General features: G+C 54.8%; 16 protein-coding genes. 5 read left to right on the top strand and 11 right to left on the bottom strand.

Going from position 1 to position 15327, the window contains the following annotated elements:
- Positions 1-13: 13 nt before the first annotated feature.
- The gene (locus SIB74_RS00920; protein ID WP_063396433.1) at positions 14-1156 is read right to left on the bottom strand and encodes an aminotransferase class I/II-fold pyridoxal phosphate-dependent enzyme; all 1143 of its coding nucleotides are present in this window, start codon (positions 1154-1156) and stop codon (positions 14-16) included.
- Between the two features lie 131 nt (positions 1157-1287).
- Here SIB74_RS00920 and SIB74_RS00925 point away from each other — a divergent pair, with 131 nt between their 5' ends.
- Positions 1288-4062 (top strand): DEAD/DEAH box helicase, encoded by a 2775-nt coding sequence (locus tag SIB74_RS00925; RefSeq protein WP_063396432.1) that lies wholly within the window; start codon positions 1288-1290, stop codon positions 4060-4062.
- A gap of 19 nt (positions 4063-4081) precedes the next feature.
- Here the strand turns inward: SIB74_RS00925 and SIB74_RS00930 are convergent, their stop codons facing one another.
- From SIB74_RS00930 to SIB74_RS00945, 4 genes are all read right to left on the bottom strand, one after another.
- On the bottom strand, positions 4082-5437 hold the full coding sequence (locus SIB74_RS00930; RefSeq protein WP_063396338.1) for an MFS transporter: 1356 nt from the start codon (positions 5435-5437) through the stop codon (positions 4082-4084).
- A 7-nt stretch (positions 5438-5444) separates the two neighbouring features.
- Positions 5445-6842: a class II fumarate hydratase gene (fumC, locus tag SIB74_RS00935; protein WP_063396337.1), complete on the bottom strand. Its 1398-nt coding sequence runs from the start codon at positions 6840-6842 to the stop codon at positions 5445-5447.
- Between the two features lie 158 nt (positions 6843-7000).
- Positions 7001-8296, bottom strand: a complete 1296-nt coding sequence (gene purB, locus SIB74_RS00940; RefSeq protein ID WP_063396336.1) for an adenylosuccinate lyase — start codon at positions 8294-8296, stop codon at positions 7001-7003.
- A gap of 45 nt (positions 8297-8341) precedes the next feature.
- Complete coding sequence (locus SIB74_RS00945) at positions 8342-8605, bottom strand: hypothetical protein (RefSeq protein ID WP_231906097.1); 264 nt, start codon at positions 8603-8605, stop codon at positions 8342-8344.
- Positions 8606-8704: 99 nt separating this feature from the next.
- Here SIB74_RS00945 and SIB74_RS00950 point away from each other — a divergent pair, with 99 nt between their 5' ends.
- A complete protein-coding gene (locus SIB74_RS00950; protein ID WP_063396335.1) occupies positions 8705-9508 on the top strand; it encodes a TlyA family RNA methyltransferase in 804 nt (267 codons plus the stop codon).
- Here the strand turns inward: SIB74_RS00950 and SIB74_RS00955 are convergent.
- The 3 genes from SIB74_RS00955 to SIB74_RS00965 form a co-directional block, all read right to left on the bottom strand.
- Positions 9505-9843, bottom strand: a complete 339-nt coding sequence (locus tag SIB74_RS00955) for a P-II family nitrogen regulator (RefSeq protein WP_011825143.1) — start codon at positions 9841-9843, stop codon at positions 9505-9507. The two genes, SIB74_RS00950 and SIB74_RS00955, sit on opposite strands and share 4 nt — an antisense overlap.
- A 40-nt stretch (positions 9844-9883) precedes the next feature.
- Entirely contained in the window at positions 9884-10111 is a 228-nt protein-coding gene (locus tag SIB74_RS00960; protein ID WP_041374692.1) for a hypothetical protein, read from the bottom strand.
- Between the two features lie 70 nt (positions 10112-10181).
- Positions 10182-10400, bottom strand: a complete 219-nt coding sequence (locus SIB74_RS00965) for a DUF4278 domain-containing protein (protein WP_063398436.1) — start codon at positions 10398-10400, stop codon at positions 10182-10184.
- 67 nt (positions 10401-10467) lie between these two features.
- On the opposite strand from SIB74_RS00965, the gene SIB74_RS00970 reads away from it, so the two are divergent.
- From SIB74_RS00970 to SIB74_RS00980, 3 genes are all read left to right on the top strand, one after another.
- On the top strand, positions 10468-10605 hold the full coding sequence (locus SIB74_RS00970; protein ID WP_156486143.1) for a hypothetical protein: 138 nt from the start codon (positions 10468-10470) through the stop codon (positions 10603-10605).
- A 129-nt stretch (positions 10606-10734) separates the two neighbouring features.
- A complete protein-coding gene (gene queF, locus SIB74_RS00975; protein ID WP_011825146.1) occupies positions 10735-11142 on the top strand; it encodes a preQ(1) synthase in 408 nt (135 codons plus the stop codon).
- Between the two features lie 79 nt (positions 11143-11221).
- The gene (locus tag SIB74_RS00980; RefSeq protein WP_063396333.1) at positions 11222-11482 is read left to right on the top strand and encodes a hypothetical protein; all 261 of its coding nucleotides are present in this window, start codon (positions 11222-11224) and stop codon (positions 11480-11482) included.
- A gap of 260 nt (positions 11483-11742) precedes the next feature.
- On the opposite strand, the gene SIB74_RS00985 is transcribed toward SIB74_RS00980, so the two are convergent.
- The 3 genes from SIB74_RS00985 to SIB74_RS00995 all read right to left on the bottom strand — a co-directional run bounded on the left by SIB74_RS00985 (position 11743) and on the right by SIB74_RS00995 (position 15043).
- Positions 11743-13035, bottom strand: a complete 1293-nt coding sequence (locus SIB74_RS00985) for a cytochrome c biogenesis protein ResB (RefSeq protein WP_063396332.1) — start codon at positions 13033-13035, stop codon at positions 11743-11745.
- Positions 13036-13039: 4 nt separating this feature from the next.
- Complete coding sequence (locus SIB74_RS00990) at positions 13040-13708, bottom strand: cytochrome c biogenesis CcdA family protein (protein ID WP_197463303.1); 669 nt, start codon at positions 13706-13708, stop codon at positions 13040-13042.
- A gap of 87 nt (positions 13709-13795) precedes the next feature.
- Positions 13796-15043 carry an FtsW/RodA/SpoVE family cell cycle protein gene (locus SIB74_RS00995; protein ID WP_063396331.1) on the bottom strand — a complete coding sequence of 416 codons (1248 nt, stop codon included), beginning with the start codon at positions 15041-15043 and terminating at the stop codon, positions 13796-13798.
- Positions 15044-15327: the final 284 nt, after the last annotated feature.

Consider the following 15327-nt stretch of genomic DNA (forward strand, 5'->3'; position numbering starts at 1 on the left):
GCGATTACCTCTTTCATCCAGTTTCAAGGGCGCTCATCAGCCGTTCCAATGTCTCATCGGGTAGCCCCCTGCGCAGCACAAGCCGAAGGCGCGCCGTGCCTTCTGGAACAGTGGGAGGACGGATGGCCACGCTAAGTAGGCCGGCTTCCTCGAGTTGACTTTGGCGATTCAGAGCTTGTTGGTCGGAACCGATCAGCAGAGAGAGGATGGGTCCATACCCAGGCGGGCGAGCCCATCCTCTAGCGGCCAATTGACCACGCCATTGCTCGGCACGCTCTTGCAGTTGCTTGCCCCATTGAGGGTGAGATTGGATCAGGTTTAGGGCAGTGAGAGCTGCCGCCGCTAAAGGCGGTGCCAGTGCTGTGGTGTAACGAAAGGCGCCACTGTTTTGCAGAAGGTGATCGCCCATGGCGCAATCACCTGCCAGGAAGGCACCACCGCTACCGAATGCTTTGCCGAAGGTGCCGCTGATGATTGACACTGGTGCAGAGAGCCCATGGCAAAGACCTCGCCCTTGAGGACCGATCACACCCAGGGCATGCGCTTCATCCACGAGCAGCCTGGCACCATGCACTTCGCAGAGCTCGGCCATTGTTGAGAGCGGTGGACTGGTGCCCTCCATGCTGAATAGGCTTTCGGTGAGTACAAGCGGCGGTTGATGCGGTTGATGATGCCGGCAGAGCTTGAGGCGCCGCTCAAGGTCTGCCAGGTCATTGTGGGCATAACGCTGCAGCCTGGCGCCACTTGCTTTGACACCCATCAATAGAGAATGGTGAGCTAGGCGATCAGCCAGTACTGGGGTATTGCGGTTGGCCAGTGCGATCACTGCTGCCAGGTTTGCTTGGAACCCGCTTGGGAAAAGTAAGACCCGCTCGCGACCTAGCCAGTCGGCGAGGGCTTCTTCCAGTGCAACATGCACTGGCCGGCTGCCAGTTACTAGCCTGGATCCACCTGCTCCAACACCTTCTGAATGCAAGGCCGCTCTGGCGGCTTCGATCAGATCAGGATGCCGACATAGACCTAGGTAATCGTTGCTGGCCAGATCTACTAGAGGTTTTGATTCCCCCTGAGCTGACACTGGTTTGAACTCAGCTGGCCCTGGCCCTGGCCGCCAGGTGCGCAGCTGGCGGCGACGTGCTGTGGGCTGGCTTTGCATGGGTCCAGTCTGCAAGCCCTGCGCAGTTCAGGATGGCTTCTTTGGCTTGATTTTGCCTTGTTGGCATGCTGGCTGGTGCCAATGCCAACGATTGCCAGAAGTGGATTGCAGGGCTCTTTAGGATTGAAACCATGAGTTCAGTGGCGCACGTCACGACTGCTTCCGACGTCGCCAAGCTTGAACTGGATCCATTAGCGATCTTTTCTTTTCCGCTGGATGAATTCCAGCTTGAGGCCATTGCCGCACTTAACCATGGGCATTCTGTGGTTATTAGTGCTCCTACGGGATCCGGTAAGACATTGGTGGGCGAATATGCCATCCATAGGGCGATTGCCCATGGGCAGAAGGTTTTTTACACCACGCCCCTGAAGGCTCTTTCAAATCAGAAGTTGCGCGATTTCCGTGAACAGTTTGGTTCGCAGAACGTGGGGCTGATGACCGGTGATCTGAGCGTCAATCGTGAGGCTTCGATTGTGGTGATGACCACCGAGATCTTCCGCAACATGCTTTATGCGGAAGCAGACCAGGCTGACGATCCGTTGGCTGACGTGGAAGCGGTGGTGCTCGATGAGTGCCATTACATGAATGATTCTCAACGGGGCACGGTGTGGGAAGAGTCGATCATTCACTGTCCAGCGTCTGTGCAATTGGTGGCGCTTTCTGCAACGGTGGCCAATGCTGGACAGCTCACCGACTGGATCGAGCGGGTGCATGGCCCTACACAGTTGGTGTTCAGCGATTATCGGCCGGTACCACTGCAGTTCAGCTTCTGCAGTGCTAAGGGATTGCATCCTTTGCTCAACGATGCGGGCACAGGACTTCATCCCAACAGCAAGGTGTGGCGTGCTCCTAAGGGGCACAAGCGCAAGGGTCGTTCCCCTAAGCCCCCTCAGCCAGAACCACCGCCCATCAGATTTGTGATTGCGCAGATGGCGGAGCGCGAAATGTTGCCGGCGATTTATTTCATCTTCAGCCGTCGTGGCTGCGATAAATCCGTTAAGGATCTTGGCTCTCAGTGTCTGGTCTCACCGACCCAGCAAGAGCAGATTCGCCAGCGTCTTCGAACCTATAGCGAGACCAATCCAGAGGCTGTTCGTGATGGCATCCATGCTGATGCCCTGCAGCGGGGCATTGCTGCTCACCATGCTGGTGTGCTGCCTGCGTGGAAGGAACTGATCGAGGAGTTGTTTCAGCAGGGGCTTGTGAAGGTGGTGTTTGCCACTGAAACGCTTGCGGCAGGGATCAACATGCCGGCACGTAGCACTGTGATTTCAGCGTTGTCGAAGCGCACTGAGCGTGGCCACCGACCACTGATGGGCAGCGAATTTTTACAGATGGCGGGTCGTGCCGGGCGGCGCGGGTTGGATTCTCAGGGTTATGTGGTCACAGTGCAAAGTCGTTTCGAGGGCGTGCGTGAGGCAGGCCAGCTGGCCACCAGCCCAGCAGATCCTCTTGTGAGTCAGTTCACCCCTAGCTACGGCATGGTGCTGAACTTGTTGCAGCGCCATGACCTCAAGAAGGCAAGGGAACTTGTAGAACGCAGTTTTGGTCGCTATTTAGCCAGCCTGGATTTGGTGTACGAGGAGGAATCGCTGGAACAACTGCGGCTACAGCTGGGGCAACTGCAGGGAGTTGCTGGTGATGTTCCCTGGCAAGACTTTGAGGATTATGAAAAGCGACGCAGTCGATTGCGTGAGGAGCGGCGTTTGTTGCGGATTTTGCAGCAACAGGCTGAGGAGACCTTGGCCAATGAGCTCACCCTGGCTTTGCAGTTTGCCAGTGTTGGCACGTTGGTGAGCCTGAAGGCCCCCCAGTTGCGGGGACGTGTCACTCCAGCTGTGATCGTCGACAAGCTTGAGGGCCCAGGTCAGTTTCCGCTTCTGCTTTGCCTAACCGATGAGAACGTTTGGCTACTGCTGCCCTGTCCGGCGGTTGTCAGCCTGCATGCGGAATTGAGCTGCTTGCAAGTGACTGAAATGATTGAGCCGGATCTGCAGCGCTCTGGCGAACTTCGCCATGGGGATCAGCACAGTGGAAGCCTTGCTCTTGCTGTCGCCCATATGGCCAAGCGTCACGACATGACGACTCCCCAGTACGACCTGGCCGGTGAGGTGTTGGCCCAGGCGCAGCGGGTTCGTGGTCTTGAGGACGAGTTAGAGCAGCAACCGGCTCATCGTTGGGGGGATCGCAAACAGCTCAAGAAACATCGCCGTCGTATGGAGGAGCTTGAGCTTGAGATCTGCGAACGTCAACAGTCTCTGCACCAGAGGGCCAACCGTCATTGGGAGACCTTTTTGAGTTTGATCGAGATCTTGCAGCACTTTGGTTGTCTTGATGATTTGGATCCCACGGAGATTGGACGCACTGTGGCGGCGATGCGGGGCGACAACGAACTTTGGCTGGGTCTTGCATTGATGAGTGGCCATTTGGATGACTTGCACCCTGCCAATCTGGCGGCGGTGTTCGAGGCGATCAGCACGGAGGTCAATCGTCCTGATCTTTGGAGTGGCTACCCACCACCGGCGAGTGCGGAGGAGGCCCTCCATGATCTAGCAGGTATTCGCCGAGAGCTCTTGCGGGCACAGGAGCGCTGCCAAGTGGCTGTCCCCGCTTGGTGGGAGCCTGAGCTGATGGGTTTGGTCGATGCCTGGGCCCGTGGTACTGCCTGGAGTGATCTGATTGCCAATACGTCACTGGATGAGGGCGATGTCGTGCGGATCCTCCGCCGCACGGTGGACCTGCTCGCACAGGTGCCTTACTGCGAGGCGATCAGTGAGCAGTTGCGTCGTAATGCACGTTTGGCACTGAAAGCGATCAATCGCTTCCCTGTGTGTGAGGCAGAGGATCTGTTAGATGCGGCTGCAGTTGACGAAGAACTCAATCCTGCTACAGAGCGGGTGGCTTGATCAGGCGAGTTCTGGTTGGTTAGTGGGCGATGACAAATTTCTCCTTGCGCGGTTTCGTATCTTTCACGCAGAGGGAGAGCCCTGTTGATATGAACATCAGGACGACAACGAGACCATAGCCTTGGAGTTCCTGGCCCGGAGATGGGACCAAGCCCTTAGCAACCCCTATTTGAGCAAGGAAGCCAACAGCGGGCTGAATGAATACTGGCAGCACCATGACAACGAAGTTCACGAAAGCTAGTTTGACTGCACGGTTATGACGTTTTGCCACGTCGGCCGTCATCACGAAAGCCAGCAGCTGGGAACCTGTTGTCAATCCGAGCGCGATCATCAACATCGCGTTCCACCAAAGCGGGGCTGAGTTCGTCAAGGCAATCGCAACGGCGATCACGGACGACAAGATTGCTCCAGTGACAAAAAGAATCTTGCGGCGCTTCAAGCGATCGGATAAGTGCCCAGTTGCAATTCCTCCGGCGGCAAAACCAATGAAGATGAGAGTGGTGAGCAAACTCGACAGCCCTGTCGACAAACCTGAGTGGATGTGCAGGAAGGTCACTCCCCAAAGATCGCCAATCACTGAGATCGGGAGATATAAACCTGCTGCTGCGAGAGAAAGACACCAGATATTCCGGTCGCGCATGATTTCCTTGATCAGACTCGCGAGTGGTTGGGGACTCTTTGGATCAAACCCGTCTTCTCGCATCAACTCCACGAACCAATTGGGGCGTTTGGGTAGGAGTTTCCACAGCATGAGAGCGATGACCAGACCCGCCCCTGTACAAACCAGCAAAGGGACGCGCCAACCCCATGACTTCGTCAGAATGAGAAGTGGGTATTGAGCGAAAGATGCGCCCAGAGTGCCCATCGCTACGGTTAAACCCGGGACCATCCCATGGCGTTTTGGCGGCAACCAGATCATGGCGAGATAGATGACGCCGAGATAAGCAACTGAACTGCCCAATCCCTGCATCAAGCGCCCTAGTCCCAGCACCACCACATTGTTGGTGCTGGCAAAGAGCAGACAACCCAGGGCTACGACAAGTGCCGCTGGGGCAACGACGGCACGGACTCCGAAGCGATCGAGAAGGCGGCCTACAAGAAGCTGTGAGGGAGCGTATGCGAGAAAATACATTCCCATGGCGAGACCAAACTCTCCTTGGCTCGAGCCGGTGACCCGCATCAATTCGGGTTGTAGGACGCCCGGTGCGACTCGTGCGAAGAACTCGTAGAAATAGAAAAGGGAGCAAACTAGAAAGAGCATCCAGGGTCGCCAACCCCGGCGGGCGCGCTGGGCTTGACCATGAAGATTGCTGATTCGTTGCTGTGCGGAACTCTGGCTCTGGATGCTTCTTGATTCGCCAGAATTTGATGTCATCGGGGGGTCACAGCCGAGCAGATGTCATCAATGCCGGATTAACAATGCGATCGAAGTCTTCTTTGCTCACATAGCCGAGTTTTAGTGCTGCTTCACGCAGGCTGAATCCTTTCTCATGGGCGAGGTGGGCAATCTCACTGGCTTTGTCGTAACCGATTTCTGGGGCTAAAGCTGTCACTAGCATCAGCGATTGCTCTAGATCATGCTGGATCTTGATTCGGTTTGGTTCAATCCCTTGCACCATTGCCAGTCGGTAATTGCGGCAGGCGTCATGTAGCAATTCAATGCTGTGAAGCAGGTTGAAGCCAATCAGGGGTTTGTAGACGTTCATTTGGAGATGACCACTACCACCTGCCATGGTCACGGCTGAATCAAGCCCGATGACCTGTAAACAGACCATGGCCATGGCCTCGCATTGAGAGGGGTTGACTTTCCCAGGCATGATCGAGCTTCCTGGCTCATTCTCAGGTAGATGCAGCTCTGCCAGGCCGGCCCTTGGGCCACAGGCCAGTAGGCGCAGATCATTGGAGATCTTGAATAGGGCAACCGCCAACATGCGCAACTGAGCCATTGCATTCACTAACCCGTCATGGCTGGCCATCACGGCGAACTTGTTTTTCGCTGAGCTGAATGGCAGGCCTGTGATGCTGGCAAGTTGCGCAGCTGTTTCTTGCCCGAAGCGAGCTGGGGCGTTGAGGCCAGTCCCCACGGCGGTGCCTCCAAGCGGCAGGGGGTAGAGCTCTATCAGGCTTGACTGAATACGACTATGGGCTGAGGCAATTTGATCCCGCCACGCAGAGGCCTCCTGACCAAGGGTGAGAGGTACGGCGTCCTGTAGATGAGTGCGACCGATTTTGATGATGTCACTCCAGGCATTGCTTTTTCGGGCAAAGGCTGCGATCAATCGCTCCAGTTCAGGCAGCAAGTTTTTAGTGATCCCCTGGACTGCGGCGATATGTATAGCTGTAGGGAAGGCGTCATTGGTGGACTGGGATCGATTGACATGATCGTTTGGATGCACCGGCCTATGGCTACCTAGGGGTTCGTCGTTTGCCTGAGACGCCAGGTTGCTAATCACCTCGTTGACATTCATGTTTGTGTGGGTACCGCTACCGGTCTGCCAGACCCTCAGTGGAAACTGATCGTCATGGAGACCGGATGCAACAGCAGAGGCGGCCTTGATGATTTGATCCCGCTGGATTTCATCGAGAACACCCAGGCGACAGTTCACGCTGGCGGCAGCCTGTTTGATCAATGCCAAGGCATGGATCAGTTCGACTGGCATGCGGTCTGTGCTGATGGCGAAGTTAAGGAGCGATCGCTGGGTTTGTGCACCCCAGAGAACCCCAGCGGGCACCTCAACAGTGCCCATGCTGTCGTGTTCGATACGCATCAGGTCAGCCATCAAGTTTTCGGCAAGGGGCAGAAGCAGATCACATTGATCTTCACTTGTTTTATGGGGTTTGAGAGCGCGTTAGAACCCATTCAATGATGGTAAAAAGTCTGGCCAGACTTAAACGACTCAAATCATTCCAATCGGTTTAGACGTCCAGGGCATCGGATTCAGAGTCCGAGCCGTTGCCAGATCACGTCTAGGTTGGCTTGGTGTAGCTCTGTGCTGAAGCATTCGGCTAGCGCCTTGGCATTGAGAAGGGTCGATACTTCAGGATCGGCCTCAAGATTGGCGCGGAAGTTACCCCCTTCGGTATTCCACGCAGCATGGGCGTTGCGCTGGACAACACTGTAGGCATCTTCTCTGCTCATGCCGTTCTCAACAAGCGCCAATAGCACCCGCTGACTGAACACCACGCCGCCATAGATATTCATGTTGCGGCGCATGTTTGCTGGGTAGATGCCAAGGCCCTGCACGACTTGGGTCATTTCTCGCAACATGAAGTGGAGTGTGACGGAGCAATCCGGCAGCATCATTCGCTCAGTGGAGCTGTGACTGATATCACGCTCATGCCAGAGGGCCACGTTCTCGAGTGCTGCGACGACATAGCTGCGTAGGACCCTTGCAAGACCACTAATCCGCTCAGCCCGAATCGGGTTGCGTTTGTGTGGCATCGCCGAACTTCCCTTTTGTCCCTTAGCAAAGCTCTCCTCCACTTCCAGCACATCGGTTCGCTGCAAGTTGCGGATCTCTGTCGCGAATCGATCTAGAGACGCCCCCACTAATGCCAGGGTCTGTACATAGTCCGCATGACGATCGCGAGAGATGACCTGGGTACTAGCGGTGTCTGGGATGAGGCAAAGGCGCTCGCATGTGAGCTGCTCAACCTTTGGATCCGTGTTGGCGTAGGTGCCCATGGCGCCACTGATCTGGCCTACAGCCACATCCCTCTCCAGCCTCTCCAGTCGCTCGGCATTGCGCATTGTTTCTGCTAGCCAACCGGCCAGTTTGAAACCGAAGGTGATTGGTTCGCCATGGATGGCATGGGAGCGGCCGATCATGACTGTGCCCTTGTGCTCCACTGCCAAGCTGCGGATCGCCTCTTGAAGGCTGCCTAGTTCTTGTTGTAGCAATGCCACAGAGTTTTTTAACTGAAGGGCCAGACCCGTATCCAGCACATCGCTGCTGGTCATGCCGACGTGGATGTAGCGGCCGGCACCCCCTACGTGTTCATTCACGTTGGTCAGGAAGGCGATGACGTCGTGGCGAACCTCTGCCTCAATCTCCAAGATGCGCTGTGGTTCGAAGGTTGCGCGTTCACGAATTTGCTGCATTTCAGCCTCTGGGATCTTCCCCAGTTGACAGTTGGCCTCACAAGCAGCGATCTCTACATCTAGCCAGCTTTGATACTTGGCCCTGTCGGTCCAAATCTCGCCCATTTCGGGCAGTGTGTAGCGCTCGATCAAGGGCTCACAGAAGGGCGGTTGATTCTTGAACTTAAGTCTTTGGATTCAGGCTGACTTGAGTCGACGGTGTTCAACTTCCCAATGAACATGTTGCCCCCAGGCCTGTTGCCGTACCCAGCAACGGCCACCTTTGCATTGGATCAATTGGAATGGCGGTAGATCGTTGGGTTGATTTTCCAGGGTCACAAAGCTGCCCGGCGGCAGTAGCTCCAGCACTGTGGCGAGTTGCTTTTGAGGAACAACATGGAGATTGCTGCGGCTTGTGTACCGATGGATAGCTATGGGTTGTGGAGGTTGGCCTTGAGACACGTCCTGGCGGGCGAGTTGCGGTGATCTTCTCGGAAGCTTTCGCTTTTTGCGGTGGTTAAGAGGTTTTTGTTTCGTTTTCAAGTCTGCTTTTATGACGAAATGTCCCACAAACAGCGTCTTGATCTGCAGCTGCTGATGAAGGGCTTGGCGAGTTCTCGCCATCAGGCTCAGCAGCTGATCCGCGCCGGCAAGGTGCGAGATGGTAATGGCCAGCTGCTTGATAAGCCTGGTCATGAGGTGTCTCAGGAGCTTGAGCTTCAGGTTGAGCAGCCACCGAGATTCGTGTCTCGTGGCGGGGAAAAGTTGCTGGGCGCTCTGCTGGAGTTTCCTCTCAATGTTGAGGGACGAGTATGCCTGGATGGCGGCATCTCGACAGGAGGTTTCACCGATTGCCTGTTGCAGCATGGTGCCGCTCGGGTTTATGGAATCGATGTGGGCTATGGCCAGACGGCCTGGGATTTGCGCAACGACCCTCGCGTGGTGCTGAGGGAGCGCACCAATCTGCGCACCCTCAGCCCTGATCAGCTCTACGGGGCTGAGGAGCCTTTGCCGAGCCTTGCTGTTGCTGATCTTGCCTTCATCTCCTTGCGGCTTGTGCTGCCTGCCATCAAGAAACTACTTAAGCCAGACCAATCAGAGGCAGTGCTGTTGGTGAAGCCCCAGTTTGAGGTTGGGCGTGAGCGGGTGGGTAAAGGTGGAGTGGTCAGGGATGCCTTGGCCCATGTGGATGCCTTGAAGAGCGTGATCGATACATCAAGGTCTTTGGGTTGGTGGCCCAAGGGACTTATCGCTTCTCCGATCACTGGACCGGCTGGTAATCATGAATACCTGCTCTGGCTGGGTGACGAGACCCTCGCAGATTTTCCAGTTCTTGAGAGACTTGTGGCTAAGACGTTGGCCTAGAGGGCTTTGCTGTCACGATCACCAGTACGGATACGTACTACGGAATCCACTGGAGAGATGAAAATCTTGCCGTCACCGATTTCGCCTGTTTTGGCAGCTTCTGCAATGGCGTTCACGACAGCTTCCACCTTGTCGTCGTCGACGACCACTTCGACCTTTAACTTCTGCAGGAATTCAACGGTGAATTCCGAGCCCCTATAGCGCTCAACTTGGCCTTTCTGGCGTCCGAAGCCTCTCACTTCACTCACAGTCATGCCGATGATCTCGGCATTGACTAATGCAAGCTTGACGTCCTCAAGCTTGAAGGGACGGACAATCGCCTCGACTTTCTTCATGACGGCTTGATGTTGCTCGTTCAGAGATAAAGGAATTTTGTCAGAAACGGCCTGGAACTGATAGGGCAGATAGATGACCGAGGCTCATTCCTGCGTTCTTTGCATCCTGGGAAAGTACTTCAGCGTCCAATTGAGGAAGCCTGACTTGGCTTGTAGCAAGCGCATCCCAGTGAGCATCCTCAAAATGGGTTTGTAACCAGAGCATTCCATGGATGCTGGCAGGACGGATCTGGATGCTGTCACCAGTGCCAATTAACCAGATGTCCATGAAGGAGGCCCGTTTTCTCAACCCATTAGGGCTTTTTCAACGGGCCTTGGTTGTGGCTGTTGTTACCGATTTAGCTGTTGCAGCTTGTGGCGGCGTCATTTTGGCGGTGATGGTAGACCTTGCCGCGATAATTGAGTTCAACCTCGGTGTCAGCAGGTACTGCGTCATGCTTGAGGGGAGCCTCATAGCGCTGGCCGCGGTAGACATGCTTGACGGTGCTGTTGCTGGGTTGCTCGTGGTCAGCAGTCTTGTAGGCGACGCCGCGATAGGTGCGTTCTTGAGTGGTCATGGGATGAGCCTCGAAGGGATGGGGTTTTTGCCTTGATGGCAGAGGTGCCGCTTCGTGGAAAGGAGCGTTGCTTCGCCTTGCGGAGGGCTACTTCCTGCTGATGGATCAACGACGATGCGATGACCTAGCTCAACGTTTTGTCCTTCAATTCCTTTTTACAGCGATCACGCTGTTCATGGTGAACATTTTCGACTTTGTTATCTGAAGAGTTTCTTAAATTGGGTCTTGATGAGCGTTTTTGCGGTTTGCGTTGACTCCAAGGCGGATTCTTTCTCCTCTAAGGCCGAGCCATGAGCCGAGATCTAGGGTCCGTTTTAGGCATCGTTCCATCCCCGTGAGCAGTACTGAGGCGCAGGCATCTAAACCCCTCTATGGCGAACGGGTGATCGCTGAGGGTGAGCTGATCTGCTTTGACAATCCGAGGCCTGAGCGGCCCTATGAGATCTCAATTGAGTTGCCTGAGTTCACCTGTCAATGTCCTTTCTCTGGTTATCCCGATTTTGCTGTGTTACGTCTGCTCTATCAGCCAGGCCCGAGGGTGATTGAGCTCAAAGCGATCAAGCTCTATGTGAATAGCTATCGGAATTGCTCGATTTCACATGAGGAGGCCGCAAACAAGATCCTCGATGATTTGGTCGTCGCCTGTGATCCGGTCTGGATGCAATTAGAAGCAGATTTCAATCCGCGCGGCAATGTGCATACGGTGGTGCGGGTTAGCCATGGCAGTCGTCAGCCCTGTTAATCACTTAAGCAATAGAGATAGCTGGTTTTGTGCCCAGTCAGATTGATAGCGTAATGTTGCTAAAGAGTCTTATGTCTTGATGATGGCCAGCAAGCCACTTACACCTAATCCAAATGATGCTGGCAGTACGATTAATACTGATCCAAGCGTCTCAGGTGAAAATGCTTATTACATTGAAGATTGCTATGTAAATCATGGCACAATAGAAAATTCAGGCAGCACAATAACTGTTCTCAAGCATTATCAATCCTTTTTGATCAATGACGGAGCAATCAATAACGACTGCAATGCAGAACTTCATAATATTTGCACCCTGAATAACTATGCGATGGTACGATAGGTAATAATGGATTGATAGAAAATAATATCGGCGCGGAGGACTTTTGGAATGCAAGAGTGTGATTTGAAAACCATCAACCAAGCAGCATGCTCCTGTAGCGCATGCTTGAAGAAAGGGTTAAGCCAAGATTTAAATGGTTTTGGAATAACCATTTAAATGAAAACTGCTTATAGCAATCAAGGCTTATTTGACTTTCCTTCTGCTGGTTGATCTAAGGCCAGAGAATTAAAAAGTATGGGTAATATTGTAAATATAGATTCTTATTGCTGTGGTACTGCTGCTGCAAGCAGGCTGGGCAGCTCATTAGCGAAGCCGGTCAGATTGCGGTTGCAAAGACCGCCAACGTGTAGGCATTCATTCTCAGGGTCGCCTACCGCCCAGAGTTGGCGAGTGGCAATCATGCTCAGCCCTCCACCCACCAGGGTGATCAAGAAACCGATGTAGACCAGAGGCACGCCTGGATCGCGCTTGAGAAGCAGGCCGCTGGCGGGTAGAACCTCGACGACGCGGATTGGTATTCCCTTCACTTCTGCCGTTGGGCCTGCTGGTCGCAGGCTGGCCAATCGCTCACCGGTGGCATCGAAGACTTGTACTGGCCCTGCTTCGCTGGTGAGGCTCAGAAGGACTGGCTCGCTGCCATCAGGGTTGGTCGGTAGTACGAGCCCCCAGACCTGTTCACCAAGCTCTGGGAAAGTGCGCAGAGGCAGCTGCAGCAGAGGGCTGCGGCCAAGTTGCAGTGTGATGGCAGCTAGAGACCAGTCTGCTTGATAGACAGTTAAGCCATGGAAGCGCAGCGGATGGTTGACACTGACTTCGTGCAACTTGGCAGTGTCTTGACCAGGCTCAAGCAGCTCTAGTTGTGAGCGGAACTGTTCAGGTCGACCGGCTGGGTCTCTTTCAATTCCGAAGTTTGTCAGGGTGAGCTTGAGATGGCTGTTCCCATCACGGTTTAACAAGTCGAGGGAACGGCCCGGGGCGAGGAATTGTTCCAAACGATTTCCACCCAAGGAACCCCAGACGGCCCCTAGCATCAGCAGCACTAGGCCCAGATGTACAAGCATTGGCCCTGCTCGGCCGATAATCCCCCGACGCGCGGCAAGCCTGCCAGGCTGTTGTTGGACTTGCCATCCCTGTTGATGGAGATGGGCTGCCAGTTTGTCGATACTTTCGTTTTTTGGTGGGCTTGAGATTGTTTCGGCGATGGCCAGCTTGCTTAATTGACGCGGCTCCTGATAGTCGATCCATTGCAGAGCTGCTTGCAGAGCAGGCCATTGTCTTCGCCAGCTGCAGAGGATCAGTGCAAGCCCAAGCCAGGCCAACAGCGCTAAAAACCAGCTGCTGGTGTAAACGTGATCCAACTGCAGGCGCAGAATCATCGAACCGTTGACAAAGCCCAGCCAGGGTTTGTCGCTATAGCCTTCCAGGTAGCTATCGCGGAGTTCTCCCTGGGGTATCGCAGTACCTAGGGCACTTGCGAGTGCGATAACGAAGAGCAAACCTATGGCTATTCGCAGGTCGGAGATCCAGGCAAGAAGGCGTTTAAAGGTGGCCATAGGTTCAGCTCCAGCGGGCCAACAGAGTGAGAAAGCCCGTCGTGAGTAGAACGGCTCCGCTCATGGGGGGGATCCAGCGGCCTAATGGTCGCAGTGCCAGTAATTTCGGCAGGATGGCAGCTGCGCTTCCTGCTAGCAGCAGTGGTAGGACCTGCCCAATGCCAAAGCAGGTGAGCAGCACGATTCCTACCAAAGGTTGACCACTCTGGGCGATCCATCCCAGTAGAACAGCCAGCACAGGTGTTGTGCAGGGGGATGCGGCTAGGCCGAAGGCCAACCCGGCAGCCACTGGGGCAAGTGGAGCTGGAACGCGTTGCCGCCAAAGATCTGGATCTGGTCCTGCAGGCAGGGGCAGTTTTAGGAGGCCCAGCAGATTCAGTCCCATGACTACCGCCAGCAGTGCTACCAGGGTGGGCACCACTCCAGGCACCTGGCCGTAAATCCGTCCGATCAGACCACTAAGGCTGCCAAGCAGTACAAGTGAACCCACAATGCCGCCACAGAATGCGATGCTGCGGCGCCAGGGGGCCTGATTGCTATCAAAACCTGCCAGATAGGCCAGGGTGACGGGTAGTAGGGAAAGGGAGCAGGGGCCTAGGCTGGTTAGAAAGCCAGCAGCAAAAACGAGGGCCAGGGTGAGCGGACCTTGATTGCTTAGCCCGTGGCTGAGCATTTGCTCACCGTTGCGGGCTAGATCTGAGAGAACCAGGTCCAGAGCAGGGATGGGTAGAGCCGGCTCAGCCGGATCAAATTACGGTATTTACCCTATCGACTGACGTCGCTGTCGAGGGGATCTGCCTCCAAGGAGCCCTGTTGATTCAAGGGAACAACGGATCAGCAGACCGGCAATCATGACGCTTGAGAGCAGTGAATTGCCTCCATAACTCACCATTGGCAAGGGCAAGCCGGTTGTGGGCATCACGCCGGAGGCCACGGCCACATTGATCACGGCTTGACCCACCAGGATCGTTGTGCAGCCGATAGCAACCAATCGCGACTGGTTGGTTCTGCAACTCAGAGCTACCCGTAGGCCGAGGAAAGCCACCAGCATCAGGAAGAGCAACATCATCACCGAGCCCACGAAACCAAATTCCTCGGCAAAAACGGCATAGATGAAATCAGTGCTTTGTATGGGCAGGTATTGCAGTTTTTGGGTGGAGAGGCCGAAGCCCTCGCCAAACCACCCCCCGGAGCCGATGGCAAGCAGGCTTTGTACGAGCTGGTAACCACTCCCTTGTGGGTCTTGCCATGGGTCGAGGAAGGAGATCACTCGTATGCGCTGATACTCATTGATCAGAATGCTGATTGTGCCAAGCAGGCCGCCTGCCATGGCGGTTGCCAGCAAAGTGCGCAACCTCAGACCAGCGGCCAGTGCCATCAGCCATAGCAACATGCCCGTCAGTGCGGCAGTGCTGAGGTTGGGCTGTTTGAGAATCAGTAGAAGTAGGGCCCCGAAGATGCCAAGCCAGAGCAATTTCTCATCTGATCTGATGCGCTGCCAGTGGGCAAACAGGTTGGCCGCTTGCAGCACCACAAAGGGTTTGACTAGTTCTGATGGCTGGATCTGGAGAGGGCCGATCACTAACCAGCGACTGGCCCCATTGACGGTGCTACCGATGACTAGGGTCGCTGCGACGAGTAAGCAACTGAGCCAGAGGGCTGGTCCTGCAAGTTTTAGCCAACGGCGCAGACTGGTCGATACAGCCAGGCCAAGCAGGCTCCAGCTGGCAGCCATCCATATCAGTTGTCGTTTGACGTAATAAGCACCTTCTCCCATTTCTCGAGTGGCTACCCACCAGCTAGCCGAGCCAAGCACCATCAGCCCTGCCAGGCTCCAGAAGGCAAAAAGGGTAAGTAGTAAACGGCCTTCTGCGGGCCAGAGTGCCCAGGGGAGGGGGAGACGTTTTTGCCAGAAAGACAACTGATCGCTTCCATCACTACGGCTCAGCCGTAATGCCCCTTGCCGTTGTTTTTGACTCCGGCGGGATAGTACGGAGGAGCTGCTCAAGGGGGGAGGTCTTAGTCAAGTTGACCTATTGAGACGTGTTAATAGCACTTTGCCAAGTCTTAATTGACAACAAAAAACTGCTTAAACATTATTGGACAAGAGAAGTTCAAGGGCATTCAGGAGATGTCATAGGTTCGATTTTTGATCTTCACAATCTTCTTTCTAGAAAAAAGTTTGATTTTGTCGATTCAGCTTTCTTCGCTTTGGGATATGTGCTGCAGGGGATGTCCTCACTCCCCTCGGGGGAGGCCATGAAATGCTCGCTTTGTTGCCAGGTCCCTTTC

Origin of the sequence: Prochlorococcus sp. MIT 1306 (genome assembly GCF_047304515.1) — a bacterium.
In the GTDB taxonomy this organism is placed as follows: Bacteria; Cyanobacteriota; Cyanobacteriia; order PCC-6307; family Cyanobiaceae; genus Prochlorococcus; species Prochlorococcus marinus_D.

Excerpts from the sequence above, each read along its gene's own strand:
- SIB74_RS00920 (WP_063396433.1), bottom strand. The coding sequence starts at position 1,156 with ATGCAAAGCCAGCCCACAGCACGTCGCCGCCAGCTGCGCACCTGGCGG.
- SIB74_RS00925 (WP_063396432.1), top strand. The coding sequence starts at position 1,288 with ATGAGTTCAGTGGCGCACGTCACGACTGCTTCCGACGTCGCCAAGCTT.
- SIB74_RS00930 (WP_063396338.1), bottom strand. The coding sequence starts at position 5,437 with ATGACATCAAATTCTGGCGAATCAAGAAGCATCCAGAGCCAGAGTTCC.
- fumC (WP_063396337.1), bottom strand. The coding sequence starts at position 6,842 with ATGGCTGACCTGATGCGTATCGAACACGACAGCATGGGCACTGTTGAG.
- SIB74_RS00950 (WP_063396335.1), top strand. The coding sequence starts at position 8,705 with ATGTCCCACAAACAGCGTCTTGATCTGCAGCTGCTGATGAAGGGCTTG.
- SIB74_RS00955 (WP_011825143.1), bottom strand. The coding sequence starts at position 9,843 with ATGAAGAAAGTCGAGGCGATTGTCCGTCCCTTCAAGCTTGAGGACGTC.
- SIB74_RS00960 (WP_041374692.1), bottom strand. The coding sequence starts at position 10,111 with ATGGACATCTGGTTAATTGGCACTGGTGACAGCATCCAGATCCGTCCT.
- SIB74_RS00965 (WP_063398436.1), bottom strand. The coding sequence starts at position 10,400 with ATGACCACTCAAGAACGCACCTATCGCGGCGTCGCCTACAAGACTGCT.
- SIB74_RS00980 (WP_063396333.1), top strand. The coding sequence starts at position 11,222 with ATGATGGCCAGCAAGCCACTTACACCTAATCCAAATGATGCTGGCAGT.
- SIB74_RS00985 (WP_063396332.1), bottom strand. The coding sequence starts at position 13,035 with ATGGCCACCTTTAAACGCCTTCTTGCCTGGATCTCCGACCTGCGAATA.
- SIB74_RS00990 (WP_197463303.1), bottom strand. The coding sequence starts at position 13,708 with ATGCTCAGCCACGGGCTAAGCAATCAAGGTCCGCTCACCCTGGCCCTC.